Here is a 22,709-nt window from a genome sequence, read left to right on the forward strand (position 1 = left end):
TCCACGCGGGGTCACGGGCGGCGGAAGGCCGGCTACGGCGTGACGGGCGTACGGCGGATGCCGTACCGCGTGGTGGTCGCGGACCTCAGACGTACAACGTCCACCTCTATCGGAGACGACAGGACGTTGAGACTGTACCCCAACCGCGCGCGTCGACGCCCGGCATTTCCCCTAAAAACCAGTAGGGAATATTGACAACTGTGAGGGAGCGTGTTTGCCTGATGACGTGCGCGCACCGTGCGGGCCGCGCGCCGGGTCGAGACCTGACCGAACCCCTGGAGTGACGCCATGTCCGAACATCGGCCACCCGACGCCCTGAAATTCGCCTACTGGGTGCCCAACGTCAGCGGCGGGCTCGTCGTCAGCACCATCGAGCAGCGAACCGACTGGAGCTACGACTACAACCGCAGGCTGGCCGTCCTCGCGGAGCACAACGGGTTCGACTACGCGCTGAGCCAGGTGCGCTACATGGCGAGCTACGGCGCCGACAAACAGCACGAGTCGACCAGCTTCAGCCTCGCGCTGCTGCTCGCCACGGAGAGGCTGAAGGTCATCGCGGCCGTCCACCCCGGCCTGTGGCATCCGGGCGTGCTGGCCAAGCTCGGCGCGACCGCCGACCACCTGTCGGCCGGCCGGTTCGCGGTGAACGTGGTCAGCGGCTGGTTCAAGGGAGAGTTCACCGCCCTCGGCGAACCGTGGCTGGAACACGACGAGCGTTACCGGCGCTCGGAGGAGTTCATCCGGGCGCTCAAGGAGATCTGGACCACCGACGGCGCCGAACTCGCGGGCGACTTCTACCGGATCCGCGACTTCACACTCAAGCCGAAGCCGGTCCAGAGCCCGCACCCGGAGATCTTCCAGGGCGGGAACTCCACCGCCGCGCGGCAGATGGCCGGACGGGTGTCGGACTGGTACTTCATGAACGGCAACTCCTTCGACGGCGTCCGCGAGCAGGTCGCCGAGGTGTCCGCCGTCGCCGCGGCGCACCGGCGCAGGGTCCGGTTCGGCCTGAACGGCTTCGTCGTCGCCCGCGACACCGAGGCCGAGGCGCACGACGTGCTACGGGAGATCATCGACAAGGCGGACCGGGAGGCCGTCGAAGGCTTCGGCGCCGCAGTCAGGCAGGCCGGGCAGTCCGCCGCCGACCGCAAGGGCATGTGGCAGGACTCCGACTTCTCCGACCTCGTTCAGTACAACGACGGGTTCCGCACCGGCCTCGTCGGCACCCCCGAGCAGGTCGCCCGGCGCATCGTCGAGTACCGCAGGCACGGCGTGGACCTGATGCTGCTCGGATTCCTGCACTACCTGGAGGACGTGGAGTACTTCGGCACCCGCGTGCTGCCCATCGTCCGCGAGCTGGAGGCCGGCCTGCTCACGGCCGCCCACTGACCGCCGGACCCGTACCGGACCCTACCGGGCGCGAGCACCGGACCCACACCGGGCGCGAGCACCGGGCGCGAGGTTTTCGACAGGAGGAAAAACCGTGACGACCACCGAGATCCAGCACGACTGGGCCGACAGGAAGAGCCCGGGTAACTCCGCCGAGTGGATCGAGCGAGCCGCGGAGGCGGCGGCCGTCCTCGCGATCGACGCCGCGAAACGCGACCGCGAGGCGCGGACCCCGCACACCGAGGTGCGGTTGCTGAAGGACGCGGGCCTGGTGACCCTGCTCGGCCCCGCCGAGCACGGCGGCGGCGGGCAGAACTGGCCGACCGCCTACCGGGTGGTCCGCGAGATCGCCAAGGCGGACGGCTCCATCGGCCAGCTCCTCGGCTACCACTACCTGTGGAACTGGGCCGCCCGTCTCGTCGGCACCCGGGAACAGTGGGAACGCGTCGAGGCCCAGGCGGCGCGCGAGGGCTGGTTCTTCGGCGGGGCCGTCAACCCGCGCGACGACGACATCGTGGTCCGCGACGAGGGCGACACGCTCACCTTCGACGGCCACAAGTCCTTCTCCACCGGCAGCAAGGTCTCCGACGTCACCGTCCTGGAAGGCGTGCTGGAGGGCACGGAGAAACACGTCTTCGCGATCGTCCCCTCCGGCTCCCCCGGGCTGACCTTCAACTCCGACTGGGACAACATCGGCCAGCGGCTCACCGAGAGCGGCAGCGTCACGCTCTCCGGGGTGCGGGCCCCGTGGTCGGACGCGCTCGGGTACGTGGGCAGGGAGTTCCAGCCCAGGGTGTACACGACGCTCAACGTGCCGGTCATCCAGCTCGTGTTCGTCAACTTCTACCTGGGGATCGCGCGCGGCGCGCTGGAGACCGCCCTGGCGTACACCCGCGACCGCTCCCGCCCGTGGCTGCACGGAGGCCACGAGCGGGCGGTCGACGAGCCCTACGTCATCGACACCTACGGCGACCTCAACGCCAAGCTGTGGGCGGCCGAGGCGCTCGCCGACCGGATCGCCGAAGAGGGCCTGTGGTTCCACGAGAACCCCGGCGAGGTCACCGAGCGGGCGCGGGGCGAGCACGAGGTACGGGTGGCCGCCGCCAAGGTACGGGCGACGGACGTGGCGCTGGAGGTGACCAGCCGCATCTTCGAGGTGACCGGCGCCAGGGCGACCACGTCGAAGGAGGGGCTCGACCGCTTCTGGCGCAACATCCGCACGCACACCCTGCACGACCCGGTCGCCTACAAGCGCCGCGAGGTCGGCGTCTACCTGCTCCGCGACGAGCTCCCCCAGCCCACCTGGTACTCATAGCGAGCGGCCACGGCGGCGCGCCGTCTCCCGTCACCCGGCCGCGGCTCCGTGTGGGACTTGAACTTGACGTAAACGGCAACTTCTAACGTCGACGTGGTCGTACCCGCGCGGGCATCCCCCGCGCGGTGTCCCGTCTGCCGAGGAGCCGCCATGACCGCCGCCGTGCCCGCGACCCACCGGGAAGTGCGCCTGACCGCCCGCCTGCGCTGAGCCTTCACCCCCGGCCATCTCCGGGTCGTGCGGGTCCCGGTCCCCGAGCCGGGCCCCGGCCAGGTGCTCGTGCGCAACACGCTCATGAGCGTCACCGCCGTGATGCGCACCCTGATGGAGAACGACGCCGGGCTGCCCATGCCACCTCTCGCAGGGCCGACCGCCTGGTTCGGGATCGTGCGGGGAGCCGAGGTACGGCCCGGCGACACGGTGTTCGTCACCGGGGCGGCGGGCGGGGTCGGCACCATGGCCGGGCAGATCGCCCGGCCCCGCGGGGCCACCCGGGTGATCGGCAGCACCGGTTCCGCGCGACGTCCAGGCCCTCGTCCCCGTCCTGGACCTGACGTTCCCGCCGGACGGCGCCGGTGCCGGGCCTCTGCCGGAGGAGCTGGACGGCTGCCCGGTCGCCCAGGTCACCGTCCGGCGGCTGGCCGACCTCGACGCGCGCATCGAACGGCTGACCGCGCTGCGCGACCGGCTCGGCGCGGCGCTCGCCGGCCAGTTCGGCGGCCTGTTCCCCGAGCCCGCCTCCGCGCCCGGCCGGGCGGGGAGGCGGGCTCGGCCCACCGGGGCGGCGCTCACGGGCGGAACTGGAGGAGCCCGTGGCCGCCGTCCACCCGCCAGGACGAGGATGCGGCGTCGAGAGCGGCAAGCGTCGCCGGGGCGATCCCCACGACGACGTCGGACTTGAGGGTGCGCAACGCCGCGACGGTGCCGGGGAAGTAGGCGGTCGCCGCGGCGAAGGGCGTGCCGGGCGGCCAGGCCCGGTCGCCGACGAGCCGCCGGTAGTTGAGGTCGCCCTTCATGACGGTGACCGACGCGGCGCGGAACCGGGCGGCGAGGTCGTCCGGCAGCCGCCGGTAGGACCAGGGCGAGCAGGAGAAGTCGTGGGCCTCCGGGGTGAACGCGCCCGTGTCCGCCGCCCGGCCGAGCCGCCGGGCGACCTCCCGGGCCTCGCCGCCGGCTCCGGCCAGCCGGTCCAGGCAGGCGTCGAGGTCGTGCGCGGTCGCGTCGGACACGTAGTAGGGGTGCGGCTTGAGGTGCAGGGTCACCGACGCGGCGAGGTCGTGCGCGAGGAGGTGGTCGATGAGGACCAGGTCGGCGACCAGCTCGCGCCCGGCGTTGTCGGCGACCACGACGACGTCGGCAGCCGGCCCGAACGCGGCCCACAGCGGGTCGCCGTCGTCGGCCACCAGCCGCTCCTCCAGGCTCGCCGCGTGCCCGAGCCGGAAGCTGAGGTCGGCCCGGTTGCCCCACAGCGCCGCGAGCAGCTTGGCCCGGCCGCTCTCGGCGGCGGGCAGCCGCCGCAGCTCCTCCAGCGCGGCCAGGTCGCGGGCCATCTCCCCGCTCGTCAGCTCGGCGGCCTTGAGGTGCCCGAACGGGTCCGCGCCGGCGGCCGGACCGGACTCGAAGAAGCCGACGGCGTCGAGGATCCGCCGGTAGAAGTAGGACTCCGACCACAGGAACGGGGCGTCCATCCACGGTTTGCCGAAGTGGGCGGCCCCCCAGGACGCCCAGAGGTCCCGGTCGTGCGCGTGCGGGCCGAGCGGCTCCATCACCCCGGAGAAGATCTCCGTCAGCAGGCCGTCCAGCGCCGCGCTCCCGGGACCTGCGGGGTGGGCGTCCTTGAGCCGTTCGATCAGCCTGGGCGTCCGCTCGTGCCAGACCTGCCAGGCGAAGCCGTCCGGGTCGCCGTTCAGCAGTTCCGGCGGCAGGTTGTTCTCCGGCACGGACACTTCGCTCCTCCTCATCGGCGGGCATGGGACTCCGCCACCGTACCGCCGTCCCGCACGCCGGGCCCCGCGCGGGCCACCGTCCCGCGCGTGCCCGGCCCCGCGCGGGCCGCCGTACCCGCCGGCCCGTGCGCCCGGCCCCGCGGCGCGGGCGGCGCGCTCGCCGGACCGGCAGCCGGTCAGCGGACGCCGGTGCCCGGGGTGCCGGCCGCCTCCAGGATCAGCTTCGCGTCGTCGACCGGCGGGTGAATGAGGCCCAGGATCCGGTCCTTGACCTCCTTCGCCTCCACCCCGGTCAGCCGGATCCGGCGGTCCCAGCCGGTGGTGGTGACGGCGCCGGCCGCGCCGAGGTCGAGGCAGGTGACGTACGGATCGGGGGCGAAGTCCGTCAGCGGCAGGCCGAGCAGGTCGGCGGCGGCGTTGTGCCCGGCCACCTTTCCCATCGGGATGGCGTGCTGGCAGCACTGGAGGACGCGACGGCCGGCGTCGGCCTCGGCCGCGGCGACGTCTCCGGCGGCGAAGACGTTCCCGCTCACGCGCAGCCGCCGGTCCACCTCCAGGCGGCCGAGTTCGTCCCGGGCGGCCGGGATCTGGGCCGTGAGCGCGCTGGCCCGCACCCCGGCCGTCCACACGACCACGTCGGCCGGCACCCTGCCGCCGTCGGTGAGCACCGCCTCCCGGTCGTCCACCGCGCTCAGGCCGACGCCGAGCCGCACCTTCACCCCCAGCTCGGCGAGCGCCGACTCGATCGCGGGCCGCGGCTCGGGCCCCAGCTCCGGGCCGACGACACCGGCGCGTTCCACCAGGACCACGTCACCACGGCCGGCCAGCTCGGTGGCCACCTCCAGGCCGGTGAACCCCGCGCCGACGACCACGGCGGTGAACCTGCCGAGCCCCGCCAGCCGGGCCGCCAGCCGGGCCGTCCCCTCCGCGGTGTCGACGTCGAAAAGGCGCTCGGCGCCGGGCAGCCCGGGCCGGACCAGGCGGCTGCCCGAGGCGAGCACGAGCCGGTCGTAACCGACCGCGCGCCCGCCGGCGACGACCCGGCTCCGCTCCGGGTCGATCTCGGTGACCTTCGCCCGCAGATGCTCGACCCCGACCGGCGCGAGGACCCGCCTCAACGGCACCCGGGACGCCTGCGGGTCCAGCCGGTGCAACCTGGGCCGCAGCACGAGATCCTCGTCCGGCGTGACGACGGTGATCCGGAGCGCGGCCCCGTCACCGCGCACCCGCGCCGCCGCGGCGGCACTCCACACGCCCGCGAATCCCCCGCCGACGATCACAATATGAGACATCGTGGCCTTCCCCTCTCGCTTGCCGCAACAAGGACGGGACAGGTGACTCCGATGTGACACAGAAGGGGCGCTTGTTCGCTGAAAGCAATAGGGATAGGCCGTGCGACCGCAGGTCTCCTATCGTGTACCCGTACAGCTGTTCGACGATCGGCGGCGGCTTTCGCAGGCTTTTCCTATGGTCGCGGGCCGTGACGCGGTCCCGCCGCGGGGGCGTGACCGGGCAGGCGAATTCCTTTTCCTTGGGGAGCGGATATGGGGTCAACCGCAGTTGTACGAGTGGACGAAGTGGCGCCCGCCGACCGGTTCGACTACTGGTGGGAGGCCGTGTCGCAGTCGGTGATCTCGGTCGACGCGGCCAGCGAGCGCGCCGACGACTTCTGGGGCGAAATGCGGATGATGAATTTCGGCGTGGTGCAGCTCGGCCGGGTGCGCTGCAATTCGTTCGAAGCGCGGCGCACCCCGCGCCGGATCCGCCAGTCCGATCCCGGCTATTACCAGATGACCGTCACCCTCAGCGGCGCGTCCGGCATACGGCAGATGGACCGGGAGGCCACGATGCGCCCAGGGGAATTCGTGTTGTACGACACTTCCCGGACCTTCAACGCCTGGACGACCGCGGATTTCTCCCCGGAGACCGCCGACAACCCCGTCGAGGGGCGCGGCGGGCTGGTGCTCGGTTTCTCCCGTGACGTCCTGCCGATCGGCGAGGCCGAGATCCGGCGGCTCCTGGCGGTCCGGCTCTCCGGGCGGGAGGACGTCGGCGCCCTGCTCGTCAACGTGCTGCACCGGCTGACCAAGGAGGGCGAGCGTTACGCGCCGGAGGACGCGGTGCGGGTCTCCCACATCCTGCTCGACCTGCTCGCCGCCACGCTGACCAAGGCGCTCGGCGAGAAGTCCACCGCGTCGCTGAGCGACCCCCGGCAGGTGCTGCTCATGCAGGTGATGGCGTTCATCGAGCGGCACCTCGACGACGGCGGGCTGAGCCCGGCGACGATCGCGGCGGCGCACAGCATCTCGGTCCGGCATCTGCACCGGCTCTTCGAGTCGCAGGACGTCGGCGTCGCCGGCTGGATCCGGCGGCGCAGGCTGGAGAGGTGCCGCGCCGAGCTGGCCGACCCGTCGAGGCGCCGGGTCACGGTGCGCGCCATCGCCCGGCGCTGGGGCTTCCACAACGAGGCCCACTTCAGCCGGACCTTCAGCGCCGCGTTCGGTCTCTCCCCCACGGCCTACCGGCGGCAGGCCGGCCAGGCGGGGCACCCGGAGCGATGACACCCGTCCCGCCTCGTCGAAGTTCGTGCGGTCGCCGGTAGGTTGATGCCATGCCGCGCGACACGCTGACCCGGGAACAGATCGTCCGGGCGGCCATCGAGGTGCTGGACGCCGAGGGCGTGGCCGGGCTGAACATGCGGCGGCTCGGCGCCCAGCTCGGTGCGGCGGCCACCGCGATGTACTACCACGTGAAGAGCAAGGACGAACTCGTGGTGCTCGCCGCCGACCACGTCTGGGGCGAGATCGAGCTGCCGGACCCGGACGAGGTCGGGTGGCGGGAGGCCACGGCGGCGCTGGCCCACGGCGCGCACGCGATGATCAGCCGGCACTACTGGCTGCTGCCGGCCATGAGCACGCACCTCGTCTACGGTTCCGGCAAGGCCCGCTACGACGACCACTGCCTGGCCGTCTACGAAGCCGCCGGTTTCACCGGCCCGGAGGCCGACCAGGCCGCCGCGACGGTCCTGATGTTCGTGATCGGCGCCGCGCAGGGCGAGGCCGCCGAGTCGGCCTGGCGGGCTCAGCTGCGCCGCACCGGGGCCGACGAGGAGCAGCGGCTGCGGGACACGCTGGCGCGCATCACCGAGATCGCACGGCGGTTTCCCCGGCTGCGCGCGCGCACCACGCCCTCGGTGGACGCCGCCCCCGCCCTGCCGGACGAGGACAGCTTCGAGTTCGGCCTGCGCACCATCGTCGACGGCCTCGCGGCCCGGCTCTCCACCCACCGGCCGCGCCTTTAGAGCCGCGACCGGCACCTGACCGGCGGATCGGCAGCTCGGCCCAGAGGGCCGATGCCGGTGTCGGTGCCGGTGCCGGTCAGTCGGTGCCGGCCTCCATCGCGGCGTGATCGAGCAGCTCGTCGTCCTCCGGGACCTCGCCGCGGGAGGCGATCGCCTCGGCGCCGCCCTCGGGCATGGCACCGATCAGCCCGGTCGAGGCCGCCTGCGCGGCACCGATCAGCGTCGGGTGCGGGCTGCCGACCATGCCGAGCCGGGCATACTGCTCAAGCTTGGAGCGGGAGTCGGCGATGTCGAGGTTGCGCATGGTCAGCTGGCCGATGCGGTCCACCGGGCCGAAGGCGGAGTCCTCGGTGCGCTCCATGGAGAGCTTGTCCGGGTGGTAGCTGAACGCCGGTCCGGACGTGTCCAGGATGGAGTAGTCCTCGCCGCGCCGCAGCCGCAGGGTCACCTCACCGGTGACCGCGGTGCCGACCCAGCGCTGGAGCGACTCGCGCAGCATCAGCGCCTGCGGGTCCAGCCAGCGGCCTTCGTAGAGCAGCCTGCCCAGCCGCCGGCCCTCGTTGTGGTAGCTGGCGAGGGTGTCCTCGTTGTGGATCGCGTTGACCAGCCGCTCGTAGGCCGCGTGCAGCAGCGCCATACCGGGCGCCTCGTAGATGCCGCGGCTCTTGGCCTCGATCACGCGATTCTCGATCTGGTCGGACATGCCCATGCCGTGCCGGCCGCCGACCGCGTTGGCCTCCAGCACGAGATCGACGGCGGAGGCGAACTCCTTGCCGTTGATCGTCACCGGGCGGCCCTGTTCGAAGCCGATCGTGACGTCTTCGGCGGCTATCTCGACGGCGGGGTCCCAGAACCGCACGCCCATGATCGGATCGACGATCTCGATGCCCTCGTCGAGGTGCTCCAGCGCCTTGGCCTCGTGGGTCGCGCCCCAGATGTTGGCGTCGGTGGAGTATGCCTTCTCGGTGCTGTCCCGGTAGGGCAGGTCACGGGCGAGCAGCCACTCGGACATCTCCTTGCGCCCGCCGAGCTCGCTGACGAAGTCGGCGTCCAGCCACGGCTTGTAGATCCGCAGGGAGGGGTTGGCGAGCAGGCCGTAGCGGTAGAACCGCTCGATGTCGTTGCCCTTGAAGGTGGAGCCGTCGCCCCAGATCTGCACGTCGTCGTCGAGCATCGCGCGCACCAGCAGGGTGCCGGTGACGGCCCGCCCGAGCGGGGTGGTGTTGAAGTAGGTGCGGCCACCGGAGCGGATGTGGAAGGCACCGCAGGCCAGGGCCGCAAGCCCTTCTTCCACGAGGGCCGCCCGGCAGTCGACCAGCCGGCCGACCTCCGCGCCGTACGCCGTGGCACGGCCGGGCACCGAGGCGATGTCGGGCTCGTCGTACTGGCCGATATCAGCGGTATAGGTGCACGGCACTGCACCCTTCTCGCGCATCCACGCGACCGCTACGGAGGTGTCGAGGCCGCCGGAGAAGGCGATCCCGACTCGTTCGCCGACAGGCAGGGAGGTGAGGACCTTGGACACGAGTAGAAGTATATACACACCACTGCATGACCATGCAAAGTTGGCCGCGCGGACGCGTGCCCGGCCGCCGCGGAACGGTCAGGACGGGCTCAGAAGGGCGCGCACCTCCCGCACGATGACCCCGGGCGCCTCCACCGGCACCATGTGCCCGCTCCCCTCGGCCCACACATGCCTGCCCTGGGGATGCGACCGGGCCAGCCGCTGGTGACTGGCGGCGATCTGGGCCTGCATGCCGCCGGAGCGCTTCTTGCCGGCGGCCGCGGAGATGAGCGTGACGGGGACGTCGGGCAGCGGCCTGCCCTCGCTCACCTGCCGCAGCGCGCGGAAGCCCGCCGCCAGGTGCCGCGCCTCGGCCCGGTGGGCGCGCAGGGCCGCCGTGGTGAACTCCTCGCCGCGTGACTCCGCGACCATGTCGGGCGGGAACCGCCGGTACAGGCGGCGTCCGGCCAGGGCTCCCATGATGCCGAGCCCGGCCAGGGGGACGGTGAGGAGGTGGGTCACGGCGCCGAGCGCGGCGAGCGCCCTACCGGAGTAGAAGTCACAGTCCTCGGCGGCCTGGTCCACGAGGACCAGGCCGACCACGAGCTCGGGACGGCGGTAGGCGAGCAGGCGGCAGATCGGCCCGCCGAGACTGTGCCCGACCAGGACGAAGGGCCCGCCGCCGACGGAGCCGAGCAGGTCTTCCAGGTCGTCGGCGATCCGCTCCAGCGTCCGGGGGGCGGCGTCCGGTTCGCTGCGGCCGAATCCCGCGCGGTCATAGGAGAGCGTCCCGGCGCTCCGCGCCACCTCCCCCTGCACCAGGCCCCAGATCGTCCGGGAACCGCTCCCCCCGGCCTCGAACACGACCGGCGGGCCGCCGTCGCCCGCCGTGACGTAATGCAGCCTGCGGCCGTCGCGGGTGGTGGCGTATCCCGGTCTTCCGAAAGCGCTGGCCTCGATCATGATCAGGACTCCCTGGCTGCCGGGTGTGATCACCCTAGCCGCCGCGAGACGAGGGAAGCGGCGGAGAGGGCCAGGGGCTCCTCTCCGCCGCTGATGGGCCCGGGGCTACGGACCCGGGGCTACGGGGCCGGAGTCAGGTCGGCTGCACGGTCACGGGCCCGGGGCTACGGGGCCGGAGTCAGGTCGGGCGCACGGTCACGGCCGGGGCTACGGGGCCGGGGTCAGGTCGGCCGCGCGGTCACGGCCGGGGCTACGGGGCCGGGGTCAGGTCGGCCGCGCGGTCGACGTGCAGTTCGTTGAACTCGACGAGCGGGGTCGCGCCGGCGAAGTTGCTGTCCACCTCGGCTCGCTCGGCCGCGCTCGGGGTGGCGTTGGCGCAGCTCACCGGGGCGCTGGAGCCGGACATCAGGTCGGAGCAGCGGCCGGTGCGCCGGTCGGGCAGGCCGAGGATGTGGCCGATCTCGTGGGTGGCGATGCGCAGGTGGTTGTACCCCTGGGCGGTCGCCTCCCTGCCGATCCAGATGGTGCCCCGGCCCAGGCTGGTGGGCAGCGCCCGGGGCCAGCCGTTGTCGGCGTACACCACGAAGTCGGCGGGGGTGCCCGCCACCAGCCTGACGTTGGAGACGTTGGAGTTCCACAGCCGCGCCGCCTGGTCGACGACGCCGCGGAACTCGGCGGCTCGGCTGGCGTCGTACCTGAGCACCCGGGCCGCGGCGGCGCCCTCCTGCGCGGACGCGGCGGGGGCGGGCGACAGGGTGACGAGGAAGGTGAATCCTAAGAGGACGGCGACGGTGCGGAGGATTCTGGACACGTTGATCGGGTCTCCTCGGGCGGCGGGGTGGTCGGCTTGCGCGAGGGTCACGGTTCACTGTCGCGGTGGCGCCGGTGGCCGTGGAGTCCTCAAGGTGGGTCGCCGTCAACGTACGCTCGGAGCGTCCCGTACGGGATGCGTCAGTTGTCCCCTATCACGGTGTTATGGCAGCCGCAGGACGGGGACGGTTCAGGCGGCGCCGGACCGGGCGGGCGGCTGTCCCGCGGCGGCGCCGCGGCTGAGGAACTCGGCGAGGCGGACCGGGGCGTCCCCTCCGTGGCCGGCCGCCACCGCGGCGTCGACGACCTCCTTGGCGGCCCTGGTGACGGCCGAGGGGACCTCGGTCTCGTCGAGTGCGTGGACGATGTGCTCCAGGCTCGCGGCGACCGAGGTCAACGCCGCTGATCCCTCCCCGGAGAAGCTGCCGCCGTCGATCTCGGCCGCGAGCGCGGGGAGGAGGTCGGCCATCAGTTGCGCCATCTGCTGGGCGTGGGGAGCCAGCGCGGTGGCCGGCACCTCCTGGCGTGCCGCGAGCGCGAAGGAGTGCATCAATCCGGTGATCGAGGTCCAGAACAGGTTGAGCAGGGCGACGTCGAAGGTCGCCGCCCTCCCAGGGTCGGCGCCGAGGTGGACGGCCGCGCCGCCCAATGCCGCCAGGGTCGGCCGGTGGCGGTCGAGGAGGGCGGCCGGTCCGCTGTAGAGGATGCGGGTCGTCTCGGTGCCGATGACCGCCGCCGGGGTCATGATCGCGCCGTCGAGGTAGGCCATGCCGAGGCCGTCCACCCGGAGCGCGAGCTCCCGGGTGCGCCGCGGCGCCTCGGAGGTCAGGTTCACCAGGGTGGTGGCCGGAAGTCTCCGGTGGTCCGATTCGGCGAGGGCGCGGTCGAGGACGGCTTCGACGGCGTCGGCGTCGACGACGCACACGACGGTCAGCTCGCTCGCCTGGAGCGCGGCCTGCGGGCCGTCGGCCCACGTGGCGCCCCGGGTGAGAAGGTCGCCGGCCTTGTCCGCGGTGCGATTCCATACCGTGGTGGGGTGACCGGCGGCCAGGAAGGCGCCGGCGATCGCGCGCCCCATCGGTCCCAGGCCGATCACCGTCACCGGCGGTGAGGTGGTCGTGTGGCCCATCTCGGTGTTCTCCCGTCCTCCAGGAGGCGTGATCGCCTCACGTGTGCCGTTAGGCTAGAGCTTCACGTTGACGTGAAGGTCAAGCGCGGAAGGCGGCCAGGCTTGAGAATCGGTGCGCTCGCGGAACGCGTCGGGGTGAGCACGCGCGCATTGCGCTACTACGAGGAGAAGGGTCTGCTGATCCCCGGGCGGACACCCGCCGGATACCGCGTCTACACCGACGAGCACGCCGCGACGGTCCGCCGGATCCGGATCCTTCTCGCGGCGGGTCTGAACACCGACCTGGTCAGGGAGATCCTGCCGTGCATGGTGGACGACGGGGAGTTCCTCGCGCCCGGCTGCGTCGACCTCGTCGCCGAGTTCGAACGGGAACGCCGGCGCATCGACGACCGGATCGCCGAGCTCCACGACGTCCGCTCCGCGCTGACGGGCATCATCGAAGCCGGCCTCGCCACCTCGGCGGGCCGTTGACCCCAGGCCCGGGTCCACGCCGCGGGCGGCGGCCTGGTCAGGGATGGGGCGCGGCGTTCCAACCGGCCAGGATCGGCAGGACGCGTGCGGTGGGTGAGCCGGGCTCGGTCGTGTAGACGACGAGCCGCTGCTCCGGCTCGTGCGGCGCGCGGACGATCTCGATGTCGAAGGACATGGGGCCGGAGGCGGGATGCTGGACGCGCTTGGCCACCGACGCGTAGTCGCGGACGGCGTGGTCGTCCCACCACCGGGCGACGTCGCCGTCGCTCGCGCGCAACTCGTCCACGAGCGCCGCGAGCCGGTTGTCGTACGGGCGGCGGGCGATCTCCCGGCGCATCGTGGCGACGGTGGCCGAGGCGAAGTCCGCCCAGTTCACGATCCGCTCGCGGGCGACCGGGTCCTGGAACATGAAGCGGACGAACGACGTCCCCGGCTCCCGGCTGGCCGGCCGCACCGCCGTGGTCACCGGCTCGACCAGCGGGATCGGCGCGGCGATCGCCCGCGTACTGGCCGGCGAGGGCGCACACGTCGTCGTCAGCGGCCGGCAGGCAACCCGCGGCGAGCGGGTCGTCGAGGAGATCGGGCGGGCCGGCGGGCGCGCCGACTTCGTCCCGGCGGACCTCGCAGGCAGCTGCGAGCAGCTGCGCGCCTTCGCCGCACAGGCCACCGACGTGCTCGGCGGACGCGTCGACATCCTGGTCAACAACGCGGGCATCTACCCGGCGACGCCGACCGAGGACCTGCCGGACGCGGACCTCGACGCCATGCTCGCGGTCAACGTCCGCGCCCCCCACGTCCTGGTCGCCGCGATGGCGCCGGCCATGGCCGAGCGGGGCAGCGGCGTCATCGTCACCATCGGCTCCTGGATGGCCCGGGTCGGCAGCCCCTTCGCGGCGATGTACACCGCGACCAAGGCGGCTGACGAGCAGCTCACCCGCAGCTGGGCCGCGGAGTGCGGGCCACGGGGCGTGCGGGTCAACACCGTGGCGCCCGGAGCGACCCTCACGCCGGGCAACGAGGCGGCCCGCGCGCAACTCGACGCGATGACCGCCACCACCCCGGCGGGCGTCGTCGTCCGGCCGGACGACATCGCCAAGGGCGTCCTGTACGTCGCCGGCGACGACGCGGCCATGGTCCACGGCATCACGCTCTACGTGGACGGCGGCATCTCCGCCACCCGCCCGGCCTGACCCCCCTACGGTGCCGGAGGGCCGGTGTCCGCTCGTCCGAGGTGAGCATCCCGGTCAGGAGGCCGACGGCGGTCGCGGCGGAGCAGGCCGCGAACCGCCCCCGGCACCCCTCGGAGCAGGCGTCAGCCGGTGCCGAACGCCTTCAGGAAGGCGGCCGTGTCGAAGTACTCCGTGAAGTCGGCGATCCGGTCACCGTCCATGTGGAAGATCGCCACACCCCGGTTGCGGTAGGTGCCGCCCGCGACCAGCTCGATGTCGAGCGTCCAGGTGGCCATCACCCGGCGGGGGTCGAGCATCGGCTCGGCCCTCCAGGTGAACCTGGTCTCGCCGAACAGCCGGAAGAAGTCGCCGATGCCCGACACGATCGCGTCGCGTCCCACCGTCGCGCCGGGTACGCCCTGTGGCGTGACGGGCACGCGATAGACGGCGTCCCTGGTCCACAGGGTCGCGAACCGGTCGATGTCCTTGGCCTGCAGGGCCCGGTAGAACGCGTCCACCGTCCGGAGGCTGCGAGCGCGCTGGGCGGCGGCGGGCGCGGGCGTCTCGGCCGCCTGGGCGGAGACGGCGTGCGGCCGGGCCGCCGCGGGCGCGGGTGCGGCGACGCCCAGGGCCGCCACCACGGCTAACGAGACGGCCATGGCCGAGGAGACACGCATGTCAGGTCCTTTCCCGAACGCCCGAGGAGGCGGAGGTGTCGATGTTGCGCAGGTAGGCCGCGTCGCCCTGCGCGCCCGCTGCCACGCCGGGCGGGACCAGCCCGGCGAGCCGCTCGAACACCTGCCGGTCCAGGGACAGGTCGGCGGCGGCGGCGTTGGCGCGGGCGTTCGCGGCCCGGCCGGTGCCGGGGATCGGGACGACCTCCTGGTGGATCAGCCAGGCCAGGGCGAGCTGGGCCGTCGTCACCCCGCACTCGGCGGCCAGGCGGCCCACCTCGTCTGACAGCGACAGGTTGCGGCCGAGGTTGTCCCCCTGGAAGCGCGGGTTGCCCCTGCGCCAGTCCCGCTCGGCGAGGTCGGCCGTGCCGCGGAGCGCGCCGCCGAGCAGGCCGCGGCCGAGCGGGCTGTAGGCGACGAAACCGATGCCCAGCTCGGCGCAGACGGGCAGGATCGCCTCCTCCGGCTCCCGCTGGAACAGCGAGTACTCGGTCTGCACGGCGGTGATGGGATGCACCGCGTGCCCGCGGCGGATCGTCTCCGCGGACACCTCCGACAGCCCGACATACCGGATCTTCCCCTCGCGGACCAGTTCGGCGAGCGCCCCGACGGTGTCCTCGATCGGGGTCTCCGGATCCAGCCTGTGCAGGTAGTAGAGATCGACATGGTCGGTCGCCAGGCGGCTCAGGCTGGCCTCCAGCGCGCCCCTGATGTAGGCGGGCCTGCCCATGCCGGTCAGCAGGACGCCGTCCGCGCCGTGGTTCCCGCCGAACTTCGTGGCCAGCACGATCTCGTCGCGCCGGTGGCGGAGCCGGCGGCCGATCAGCCGCTCGCTGTGGCCGTCCCCGTAGATGTCGGCCGTGTCGACGAAGGTGATGCCCGCGTCGACGGCCGCGTCCAGGGTGGCGGCCGCCTCGCGCTCGTCCACGTCGGCGTAGATGCCGGGCGCGAGCGTCATGGCGCCGAACCCGACCGTGGAGACCTGTGGCCCTTGATATCCGAGCCTTCGAAAACGCACGTGACCCCTCTTTCCGATCATCCGGTCGCCTCGATCGTGCCCGCCCGGCCGCGGAGGCACCAGGATCCGCCGATGACCAGCAGGCCCGGGGCGCGCATCGGCGAAGCTAGGAAGGAGAGGGCTAGGACGCGCGGTACGGCATGCCGTACGGTCGGGCAGACTGGCGGCATGGCCGCTCGTGACCTTGCGCACTTCCTGCGCACCCGCCGTGCCCGGATCGAGCCCGCGGACGCGGGCCTGCCCGCCTCCGGGCGACGCCGCGCGCCCGGCCTGCGCCGGGCGGAGGTGGCCCTGCTCGCCGGGATCAGCCCGGACTACTACATGCGCCTGGAACAGGGGCGTGACATCCGGCCGTCGTCGTCGGTCCTCGACGCGCTGGCCCGCGCCCTGCGGTTCGACGACGACGAGCGGGACCACCTGTACCGGCTGGCCCGCGCCGAGCCCGCCCCGCCGATCCACGCGGAGCCGCCGCCGATCGGCGCGAGCGTCCGCCGGCTCCTCGACGTCATCGACCCGGTGCCCGCCTACGTCCTCAACGGCCGGCTCGACGTGCTGGCCTGGAACGCGATGGCCGCCGCGCTGGTGATCGACTTCGGCGAGCTGCCGCCGGCCCGCCGCAACCTGGCCTGGTTCGCGTTCTGCGATCCGCGCGCGCGGACCTTCTACGTCGACTGGGGCACCATCGCCCGGCACGCCATCGCCCAGCTCCGCACCGCCACCGGCATGGTCCCCGACGACCCGGCGACGAGGACGCTGATCGGCGAGCTGGCCGAGCGCAGTGAGGAGTTCCGCGCCTGGTGGACCCGGCACGACGTGAAGGGGCCGAGCATCGGGCGCAAGGAGTTCGACCATCCGGTGGTCGGGCGGCTCGGCCTCGACTACGTCTGCGCGCTGCTGCCGGGCACGCTCGACCACCAGATCGTCACCTACACCGCCCCGCCGGGCAGCCCCGCCCAGGCCGCCCTCGACCGCCTCGCCGCGGCCCGCGGGTGACCGGGGGCCGGGCGGCGCGGCGGCCGGGCGCCATGGGTCACCCGGCCGCGTGGGCGGGGGCGGGGGCGTAACCGGAGCGGGGGCGGGCCAGGCCGAAGTTCTCGCGCAGCGTCCTGCCTTCGTAGCCGGTCCTGAACAGGCCCCTGATCTGCAGCTCCGGCACCACGTGGTCGACGAAGTCCTCCAGCCCGCCGGGGAGCAGCGGCGGCATGATGTTGAACCCGTCGGCCGCCCCGAGGGTGAACCACTCCTGGATCTGGTCGGCGATCTGCTCCGGGGTGCCCGCCACCACCAGGTGCCCCCGGCCGCCGGCCAGCCTGCCCAGCAGCCGGCGCACGGTGAGGTTCTCCCGCCGGGCGAGGTCGAGGACGAGCTTGCGGCGGCTCTGGTGCCCCTCGGTGGAGTCGGGCACCTCGGGCAGCGGCTCGTCCAGCGGATGGCCGGACAGGTCGAAGCCGAGGATCGTGGAGAGCTGGCCCAGGCCGTACGCCGGGATGGTCAGGTCTTCCAGTTCCTTCTCCAGGGCCAGCGCCTCGCGTTCGGTGGAGCCGATGATCGGGGAGATGCCGGGCAGGACGAGCAGTTCGTCCGGGGTTCTGCCGTGCCTGCCGAGGCGGGACTTGAGGTCGGCGTAGAACTCCTGGCCCTCGGCCAGCGTCTGCTGGGCGGTGAAGACGGCCTCGGCGTACCGCGCCGCGAACTCCTTGCCGTCCTCCGACGAGCCCGCCTGGACGAGCAGCGGACGGCCCTGCGGGGAGCGAGAGGTGTTCAGCGGGCCGCGCACCCGGAAGTGCGGCCCGGCGTGCTCGATGCGGTGGATCTTGGTGGTGTCGGCGTAGACGCCGCCGGCGCGGTCGCCGACGATGGCGTCGTCCTCCCAGCTGTCCCACAGTTTGCTGACGACTTCGAGGAACTCGTCGGCGCGGGCGTAGCGGTCGGCGTGCGCGGGGCGTTCGATGCCGAAGTTGTGCGCCTCTGCCTCGCCCGCGGAGGTGACGATGTTCCATCCGGCGCGCCCGCCGCTGATGTGGTCCAGCGAGGCGAACAGCCGGGCCAGGTGGAAGGGCTGGTGGTAGGTGGTGGAGGCGGTGGCGATCAGGCCGACGTGCTCGGTGACCGCGGCCAGCGCGGACAGCAGGGTGAGCGGTTCGAGGCCGCCGAGCGCGTTGTGCCGGACGCTGCCCCACAGGGCCAGGCCGTCGGCGAGGAAGACGGAGTCCAGTTTCCCCCGCTCGGCCACCTGCGCGAGGTGCTGGTAGTGCCGCACGTCGCTGAGGCGGGCCGGCTCGGTCCGCGGGTGCCGCCAGGCCGCCTCGTGGTGGCCCACCCCTCTGAGGAAGGCGTTGAGGCGCAGCTTTCTTTCCGTCATGTCGTCCTCCAGGTAGAGAAGTGCCGCTCCAGCCGGAGGAGGAGCAGGTTGAAGAGCAGGCCGAGCACGGAGATGGTGAGGATCCCGGCGTACATGTCGGGGATCCGGAAGTTGAACTGCGCGTAGTTGATCAGGTAGCCCAGCCCGGCCTTGGCGCCGACCATCTCCGCGGCGACCAGGACGAGGATGGAGTACGCCCCGGCGAGCCGGATGCCGGTGAAGACGGTGGGCACCGCGGCGGGCAGGATGACCTTCTGGAACAACCGCAGCGGGGTCAGCCCCATCGACCTGGCCGACTTGACGAGCAGCGGGTCCACGCCCCGGACGCCGGCGATCGTGTTCAGCAGGATGGGCCAGGCGCAGGCGTAGAGGATGATGGCGATCTTGGACGTCTCCCCCAGGCCGAGGATCAGCACGAACACCGGGAGCAGCGCGAGCGCGGCGGTGTTGCGGAAGAGTTCGAGCACCGGGCCGAGGAAGTCCGCGACCGGCCGGTACCAGCCGATCAGCAGGCCGAGCGGGATGGCTCCGGCGATGGCCAGGCCGAACCCGGCGAGCGAGCGGAGCAGCGACGCCTGCACGTGGTCGAGCAGTTCACCGCCGGCCACCAGGCCGCCCCAGGCCACCACCACCTCGCTGAACGGTGTCAGGAAGACCGGGTCCACCACGCCGATCCTGGGCAGGACCTCCCAGACGGCCAGCAGCAACACGATCGCGGCCGATTTGCGGGCGACGCCGGACACCGCCCGCACCGCCGCCGGCACGGCCCGCCGCACGCGGACTCCGGGCCCCTTGTCCGGGCGCTCGCGCACCGGGTACGCGCCCGGCCGCTCCGGTACGGCGACCGTGCCGCCGCGTGACCGGTCAGCCATGGGATCCCACCACCTTCCGCTCGTCGGCCTGCGCGGCGGCGACCTCGTCGCGGAGCAGGGTCCAGATGTGGTGCCGGTACTCCCCGAACCGGGGCCCGGCGCGCAGGTCGCCCTCGCGGGACGCGAAGTCCACGGTCACGATCTCCTTCACCCGGCCGGGCCGGGAGGTCATCACGGCGACCCGCCGGCCGAGGTAGACCGCCTCGTCGATGCCGTGCGTGATGAAGACGATCGTCTTGTTCGTCTGCTCCCAGATGCGCAGCAGTTCCTCCTGGAGCGACTCGCGGGTCTGCGCGTCCAGCGCGGCGAACGGCTCGTCCATGAGCAGCACGTCCGGGTCGAAGGCCAGGCTGCGCGCGATCGCGACCCGCTGCCGCATCCCGCCGGACAACTCGTGCGGGTAACGGCCGCCGAAGCCGTTCAGCCCGACCAGGTCCAGGTACCGCCGGGCCGCTTCGGCGCGTTCCCGGCGTGGCACGCCCTTGGCCTCCAGCCCGAACTCGATGTTGGCCAGCGCCGTGCGCCATGGGAAGAGGGCGTACTGCTGGAAGACGATCCCGCGGTCCAGGCCGGGGCCGGTGATCGGGGCGCCGTCGAGCAGGATCTCGCCGGCGGTGGCCGTGGTCAGGCCCGCGATCAGGTCGAGCAGCGTCGACTTGCCGCACCCGCTCGGCCCGACCAGGGTGAGGAACTCCCCCTCGCGCACGTCCAGGTCGACGCCGTGGATCGCGGTGAACGGCTCCCCCTCGCCGCGCACGTCGAAGACCTTGCTCACGCCGCGAAGGGCGATCTTGGGTTGCCCGCTCACGAGGCGCCTCCCGGGGTGGCGTACGGGTTGAACTCGTTGGTGTAGAGGTCGGTGGCCTTGACCTTGCCGGGCGGGATCTCGCCCTCGCGCTCCAGCCAGTCGATCCAGGTCTGGAACTCCTGCGGGTCGATCACGCCGCCCTCGCCCACGACGCCGCTGCTCTTCCAGAAGCCGACCGCCGAGGAGTCCTCGCTGCGCCCGCGCTTGGCGATGATCGCCTTGTACCTGGCGACCACCTCTTCTCGGGTGTGGGTCTGCGTCCAGTGCACGGCCTTCGCGAAGGCCGTCACGAACGTGCGGGTCGTGCCCGGGTTCTCGGCGACGAACCGGTCGGTCATCACGACGGAGCCCGCGGTGAACGGGCCGAACAGGTCGATGTCCTTGAAGAGCGGGCGGATGCCGCCGCGTTCCAGCGCCTTGTCCCGCAGGATGCCGCTGAGCGCCGCGACGTCGATCTGGCCCTGCCTGAGCGCCTGTTCGGTGTTGACCGGCGGTACGACGACGAGTTCCACCTGCTTGATCTCCTCGGGAGTCAGGCCGCCGCGCTTGAGGTACTCCTTGAGGACCGCCTCCAGGTGGGCGCCGAGGGTGTTGACGCCGATCTTCTTGCCGATCAGGTCGCGTGGCCCCCTGATCGGGGCGTCCTGTGCGACGTAGTAGCCGATGTAGCTCCCTTCGTCGCTGCCGTAGTAGCCGATCATCGACGTGATGGGCGCGCCGGCGGCGACCAGTTTGACGATGGCGCCGTTGAAGGCGCCGCCGAAGTCGGTCTGACCGGTGGCGGCGGCCTGGATGTCCTGCGGGCCGCTGATGGTGTTGCCGATCCACCTGAGCTTGATCGGTCCCAGGTAGCCGAGGTCCTCGGCGAGTTCGGGGAAGGTGACGGCGCCGACGCTGCCCTGGTAGCGCAGTTCCAGGACTTCGGGGCCGCCGGGGGCGGCCCCTTCGGCCGATCCGCAGGCCGTCGCGGTGGCGGCGGCCAGCGCCACGGCCACCAGCAGACGTGCTGACTTGATCACGAGAAACGGTCCTCCAGCGGGAGGGCATGCGCGATCGCATGCGGGGGGGTCATGGCAGAGGCGGTGCGGACATCACCGGCCGCACCGAAAGCGCGCGGAACCGAGCCGCGCGGAGTTCACCGGTTCGCGATCAGCGACACTGGGCGCTCGCCACGTGACCGAATTCAACGTGCACCCGCCGCACCAGATACCAGCCTCGGCTCATGACCTGAACGTACGACTCCACCGGGGTAATGTCAATATTACCTACCTGTTTTACATGAAACTCCGCCCGGCCGAAAGTACGGGGCGAACGGCGGGAACCCCGCTTTCGGCCAATGCCGGCGCACGGAGCCGGTCCCCAGAATGAGCCCATGTCACCTGAAACCGGCGCGGAAAGCCGGAAAGACGATCTGGTGTCCCGCCCGGAGGACGCCTGGACGGCCTCCTCCCGCCGGCCGCGCATCGTGGCGCTCGACGTGGTGCGCGGGTTCGCCCTGTGCGGGATCCTGCTGGTCAACGTCCAGCCGATAGCCAACGCCGGCGCCGTCGTCCTGGCGCCGGAGGGCTCGGCGGGCGGAGGGCTGGGACTCTTCACCACGCAGCGCTTCTTCCCGATCTTCTCCCTGCTGTTCGGCGTCGGGTTCTCGCTGCTGCTGGAGTCGGCCGCGGACCGCGCCGATCGCCCGCGGGTGATCCTGCTGCGCCGGCTCCTGGTGCTGCTGGCAGCCGGCCTGGCGCACCACGTGCTGCTGTGGCAGGGCGACATCCTGACCGCCTACGCCGTCGTCGGCCTGCTGGTGCTGCTGCCCTCGACCTGGCTGCCGCGGTGGGCCGTGGCCGGTCTCGCCGCCGTGGCCGTGGCGGCGTCGCTGATCACCGGGGGCGGCCAGCTGACCCTGATCCCGGGGCTGTTCCTGCTGGGCTCGGCGCTGACCAGGTACGGGGTGATCGACCGGATCGGGCGGTCCGCCAGGGGGCCGGCCGTACTGGGCCTGGTCCTCGCCGCGGGCGCGGCGCCCGCCCTGTGGTGGCAGGCCGGGCTCCGGCTCGGGGACCGGGAGTTCCCTCTCGCGCTGGCCACAGCGGGGCTGCTCGTCGCGGGGGTGTACGTGTGCGCCCTGCTGCTCCTGCTCAGGACACCGGTACGGCGGGCGCTCCAGGCGGTCTTCGCGCCGCTCGGCCGGATGGCGCTGACGAACTACCTGACCGCGACGGTCCTCGTGCTGCTGGTCGCGCCCCTGCCCGGCGGGCCGCCACACGCCTGGTCGCCGGCGACGGTGTTCTCGATCGCCGGCGCCGTCCTGGCCCTTCAGTGGGCGTGGTCGGCCCTGTGGCTGCGCCGGTTCCGGCAGGGGCCGCTCGAATGGCTCTGGCGCTGGGCCACCTGGGCGCGCCGCCCGCCCCTGCGCCGTCCCCGGGCTCCCCTGCCGTCCGGGTTCACCACCACTGCCTGAGCACGGCGGAGAGAAGGCCAGCGTTGTCCGTGCGGGCGGGGTCGTTCACCAGGAACTCGACGGCGACCGGGCCGTTCTCGTAGATCCGCAGGCATCCGCTGTAGGAGCCCGCGACGTACCAGCGGTTCGGCGTCATGATGCCGCCGAGCGTCCGGCCGTCGGGCACGCTGCCGTTGGTCTCCAGCCGCACCTGCCCCTGCCGGACGCGCATCAGCAGGGCGTACTGCCGCAGTCCGGGCGCGGGCCAGCCGCCCGCCGCGGGCGCGTTCACCGGATCGCCGTCCGGCCCCTTCGACACTCCCGGTTGCACCTGCACCGTCCCCGTGGTCCGGAAGCTGAGCAGGTCGTCGTGCAGGTATCCCGCCGGGCTCGAGTACGGCAGGAGCCCGGTGGACGGCACGACGAAGGAATCCTGGTACGAGGTGAGTTCGTACACGCATCTGTCCAGCGGGTTCACCGCATGAGCCGGTGAGGCCGGCACGACGGCCGGCGACAAGGCGGTGGCCAGGGTCAACGCCGCGGC

General features: G+C 72.6%; 22 protein-coding genes. 8 read left to right on the plus strand and 14 right to left on the minus strand.

All coding sequences use genetic code 11. The annotated features are described in order from the left end of the window. Positions 1-288 precede the first annotated feature (288 nt). Positions 289-1,389, plus strand: coding sequence for a dimethylsulfone monooxygenase SfnG (sfnG, locus tag QSK26_RS15790; protein WP_285775885.1), 1,101 nt, complete (start codon positions 289-291; stop codon positions 1,387-1,389). A gap of 94 nt (positions 1,390-1,483) precedes the next feature. Beyond that, positions 1,484-2,704 (plus strand): acyl-CoA dehydrogenase family protein, encoded by a 1,221-nt coding sequence (locus tag QSK26_RS15795; RefSeq protein ID WP_285775886.1) that lies wholly within the window; start codon positions 1,484-1,486, stop codon positions 2,702-2,704. Between the two features lie 788 nt (positions 2,705-3,492). Here the strand turns inward: QSK26_RS15795 and QSK26_RS15800 are convergent. Together QSK26_RS15800 and QSK26_RS15805 are read right to left on the minus strand one after the other, a co-directional pair. After that, positions 3,493-4,665 (minus strand): damage-control phosphatase ARMT1 family protein, encoded by a 1,173-nt coding sequence (locus tag QSK26_RS15800; protein ID WP_285775887.1) that lies wholly within the window; start codon positions 4,663-4,665, stop codon positions 3,493-3,495. A 161-nt stretch (positions 4,666-4,826) separates the two neighbouring features. Next, positions 4,827-5,942, minus strand: a complete 1,116-nt coding sequence (locus QSK26_RS15805) for an NAD(P)/FAD-dependent oxidoreductase (protein ID WP_285775888.1) — start codon at positions 5,940-5,942, stop codon at positions 4,827-4,829. A gap of 276 nt (positions 5,943-6,218) precedes the next feature. On the opposite strand from QSK26_RS15805, the gene QSK26_RS15810 reads away from it, so the two are divergent. Both QSK26_RS15810 and QSK26_RS15815 read left to right on the plus strand, forming a co-directional pair. After that, positions 6,219-7,211, plus strand: a complete 993-nt coding sequence (locus tag QSK26_RS15810; protein WP_285775889.1) for an AraC-like ligand-binding domain-containing protein — start codon at positions 6,219-6,221, stop codon at positions 7,209-7,211. Positions 7,212-7,261: 50 nt separating this feature from the next. Next, positions 7,262-7,951, plus strand: coding sequence for a TetR/AcrR family transcriptional regulator C-terminal domain-containing protein (locus QSK26_RS15815; RefSeq protein WP_285775890.1), 690 nt, complete (start codon positions 7,262-7,264; stop codon positions 7,949-7,951). A 76-nt stretch (positions 7,952-8,027) separates the two neighbouring features. Here QSK26_RS15815 and argG read toward each other — a convergent pair whose 3' ends face one another. From argG to QSK26_RS15835, 4 genes are all read right to left on the minus strand, one after another. Beyond that, the gene (gene argG / locus QSK26_RS15820) at positions 8,028-9,476 is read right to left on the minus strand and encodes an argininosuccinate synthase (RefSeq protein ID WP_285775891.1); all 1,449 of its coding nucleotides are present in this window, start codon (positions 9,474-9,476) and stop codon (positions 8,028-8,030) included. A 78-nt stretch (positions 9,477-9,554) separates the two neighbouring features. Then, the gene (locus tag QSK26_RS15825) at positions 9,555-10,418 is read right to left on the minus strand and encodes an alpha/beta fold hydrolase (protein WP_285775892.1); all 864 of its coding nucleotides are present in this window, start codon (positions 10,416-10,418) and stop codon (positions 9,555-9,557) included. A gap of 250 nt (positions 10,419-10,668) precedes the next feature. Next, positions 10,669-11,229 (minus strand): snapalysin family zinc-dependent metalloprotease, encoded by a 561-nt coding sequence (locus tag QSK26_RS15830; protein WP_285775893.1) that lies wholly within the window; start codon positions 11,227-11,229, stop codon positions 10,669-10,671. A 189-nt stretch (positions 11,230-11,418) separates the two neighbouring features. Further along, complete coding sequence (locus QSK26_RS15835; RefSeq protein WP_285775894.1) at positions 11,419-12,357, minus strand: NAD(P)-dependent oxidoreductase; 939 nt, start codon at positions 12,355-12,357, stop codon at positions 11,419-11,421. Positions 12,358-12,459: 102 nt separating this feature from the next. Between QSK26_RS15835 and QSK26_RS15840 the strand changes: the two genes are divergently transcribed. Next, complete coding sequence (locus QSK26_RS15840; protein ID WP_285775895.1) at positions 12,460-12,828, plus strand: MerR family transcriptional regulator; 369 nt, start codon at positions 12,460-12,462, stop codon at positions 12,826-12,828. Positions 12,829-12,865: 37 nt separating this feature from the next. On the opposite strand, the gene QSK26_RS15845 is transcribed toward QSK26_RS15840, so the two are convergent. Further along, positions 12,866-13,237, minus strand: coding sequence for an MmyB family transcriptional regulator (locus QSK26_RS15845; RefSeq protein WP_285775896.1), 372 nt, complete (start codon positions 13,235-13,237; stop codon positions 12,866-12,868). Here QSK26_RS15845 and QSK26_RS15850 point away from each other — a divergent pair. Next, positions 13,236-14,018 carry an SDR family NAD(P)-dependent oxidoreductase gene (locus tag QSK26_RS15850; protein ID WP_285775897.1) on the plus strand — a complete coding sequence of 261 codons (783 nt, stop codon included), beginning with the start codon at positions 13,236-13,238 and terminating at the stop codon, positions 14,016-14,018. The two genes, QSK26_RS15845 and QSK26_RS15850, sit on opposite strands and share 2 nt — an antisense overlap. Positions 14,019-14,140: 122 nt before the next feature. Here QSK26_RS15850 and QSK26_RS15855 read toward each other — a convergent pair whose 3' ends face one another. Both QSK26_RS15855 and QSK26_RS15860 read right to left on the minus strand, forming a co-directional pair. Next, a complete protein-coding gene (locus QSK26_RS15855; RefSeq protein WP_285775898.1) occupies positions 14,141-14,674 on the minus strand; it encodes a nuclear transport factor 2 family protein in 534 nt (177 codons plus the stop codon). Position 14,675: 1 nt separating this feature from the next. Continuing rightward, positions 14,676-15,710 carry an aldo/keto reductase gene (locus QSK26_RS15860; RefSeq protein ID WP_285775899.1) on the minus strand — a complete coding sequence of 345 codons (1,035 nt, stop codon included), beginning with the start codon at positions 15,708-15,710 and terminating at the stop codon, positions 14,676-14,678. A 147-nt stretch (positions 15,711-15,857) separates the two neighbouring features. On the opposite strand from QSK26_RS15860, the gene QSK26_RS15865 reads away from it, so the two are divergent. Beyond that, a complete protein-coding gene (locus QSK26_RS15865; RefSeq protein WP_285775900.1) occupies positions 15,858-16,682 on the plus strand; it encodes a helix-turn-helix transcriptional regulator in 825 nt (274 codons plus the stop codon). Positions 16,683-16,719: 37 nt separating this feature from the next. Here QSK26_RS15865 and QSK26_RS15870 read toward each other — a convergent pair whose 3' ends face one another. Genes QSK26_RS15870 through QSK26_RS15885 form a run of 4 tightly spaced genes read right to left on the minus strand, consistent with a single transcriptional unit; the run spans position 16,720 to position 20,750 of the window. Further along, positions 16,720-18,051 (minus strand): LLM class flavin-dependent oxidoreductase, encoded by a 1,332-nt coding sequence (locus tag QSK26_RS15870; RefSeq protein WP_285775901.1) that lies wholly within the window; start codon positions 18,049-18,051, stop codon positions 16,720-16,722. Then, entirely contained in the window at positions 18,048-18,923 is an 876-nt protein-coding gene (locus QSK26_RS15875; RefSeq protein ID WP_285775902.1) for an ABC transporter permease, read from the minus strand. The genes QSK26_RS15870 and QSK26_RS15875 overlap by 4 nt, the downstream gene beginning before the upstream one ends. Then, complete coding sequence (locus QSK26_RS15880; RefSeq protein WP_285775903.1) at positions 18,916-19,731, minus strand: ABC transporter ATP-binding protein; 816 nt, start codon at positions 19,729-19,731, stop codon at positions 18,916-18,918. Before QSK26_RS15880 ends, QSK26_RS15875 begins: the two co-directional genes overlap by 8 nt. After that, positions 19,728-20,750 carry an ABC transporter substrate-binding protein gene (locus QSK26_RS15885; protein ID WP_285775904.1) on the minus strand — a complete coding sequence of 341 codons (1,023 nt, stop codon included), beginning with the start codon at positions 20,748-20,750 and terminating at the stop codon, positions 19,728-19,730. Before QSK26_RS15885 ends, QSK26_RS15880 begins: the two co-directional genes overlap by 4 nt. Before the next feature lie 353 nt (positions 20,751-21,103). On the opposite strand from QSK26_RS15885, the gene QSK26_RS15890 reads away from it, so the two are divergent. Then, the gene (locus QSK26_RS15890; protein WP_285775905.1) at positions 21,104-22,186 is read left to right on the plus strand and encodes a DUF418 domain-containing protein; all 1,083 of its coding nucleotides are present in this window, start codon (positions 21,104-21,106) and stop codon (positions 22,184-22,186) included. Here QSK26_RS15890 and QSK26_RS15895 read toward each other — a convergent pair. Next, positions 22,170-22,622 (minus strand): hypothetical protein, encoded by a 453-nt coding sequence (locus QSK26_RS15895; RefSeq protein WP_285775906.1) that lies wholly within the window; start codon positions 22,620-22,622, stop codon positions 22,170-22,172. The genes QSK26_RS15890 and QSK26_RS15895 overlap by 17 nt on opposite strands. Positions 22,623-22,709: the final 87 nt, after the last annotated feature.

Origin of the sequence: Microtetraspora sp. NBRC 13810 (assembly GCF_030268685.1) — a bacterium.
GTDB lineage: Bacteria > Actinomycetota > Actinomycetes > Streptosporangiales > Streptosporangiaceae > BSRQ01.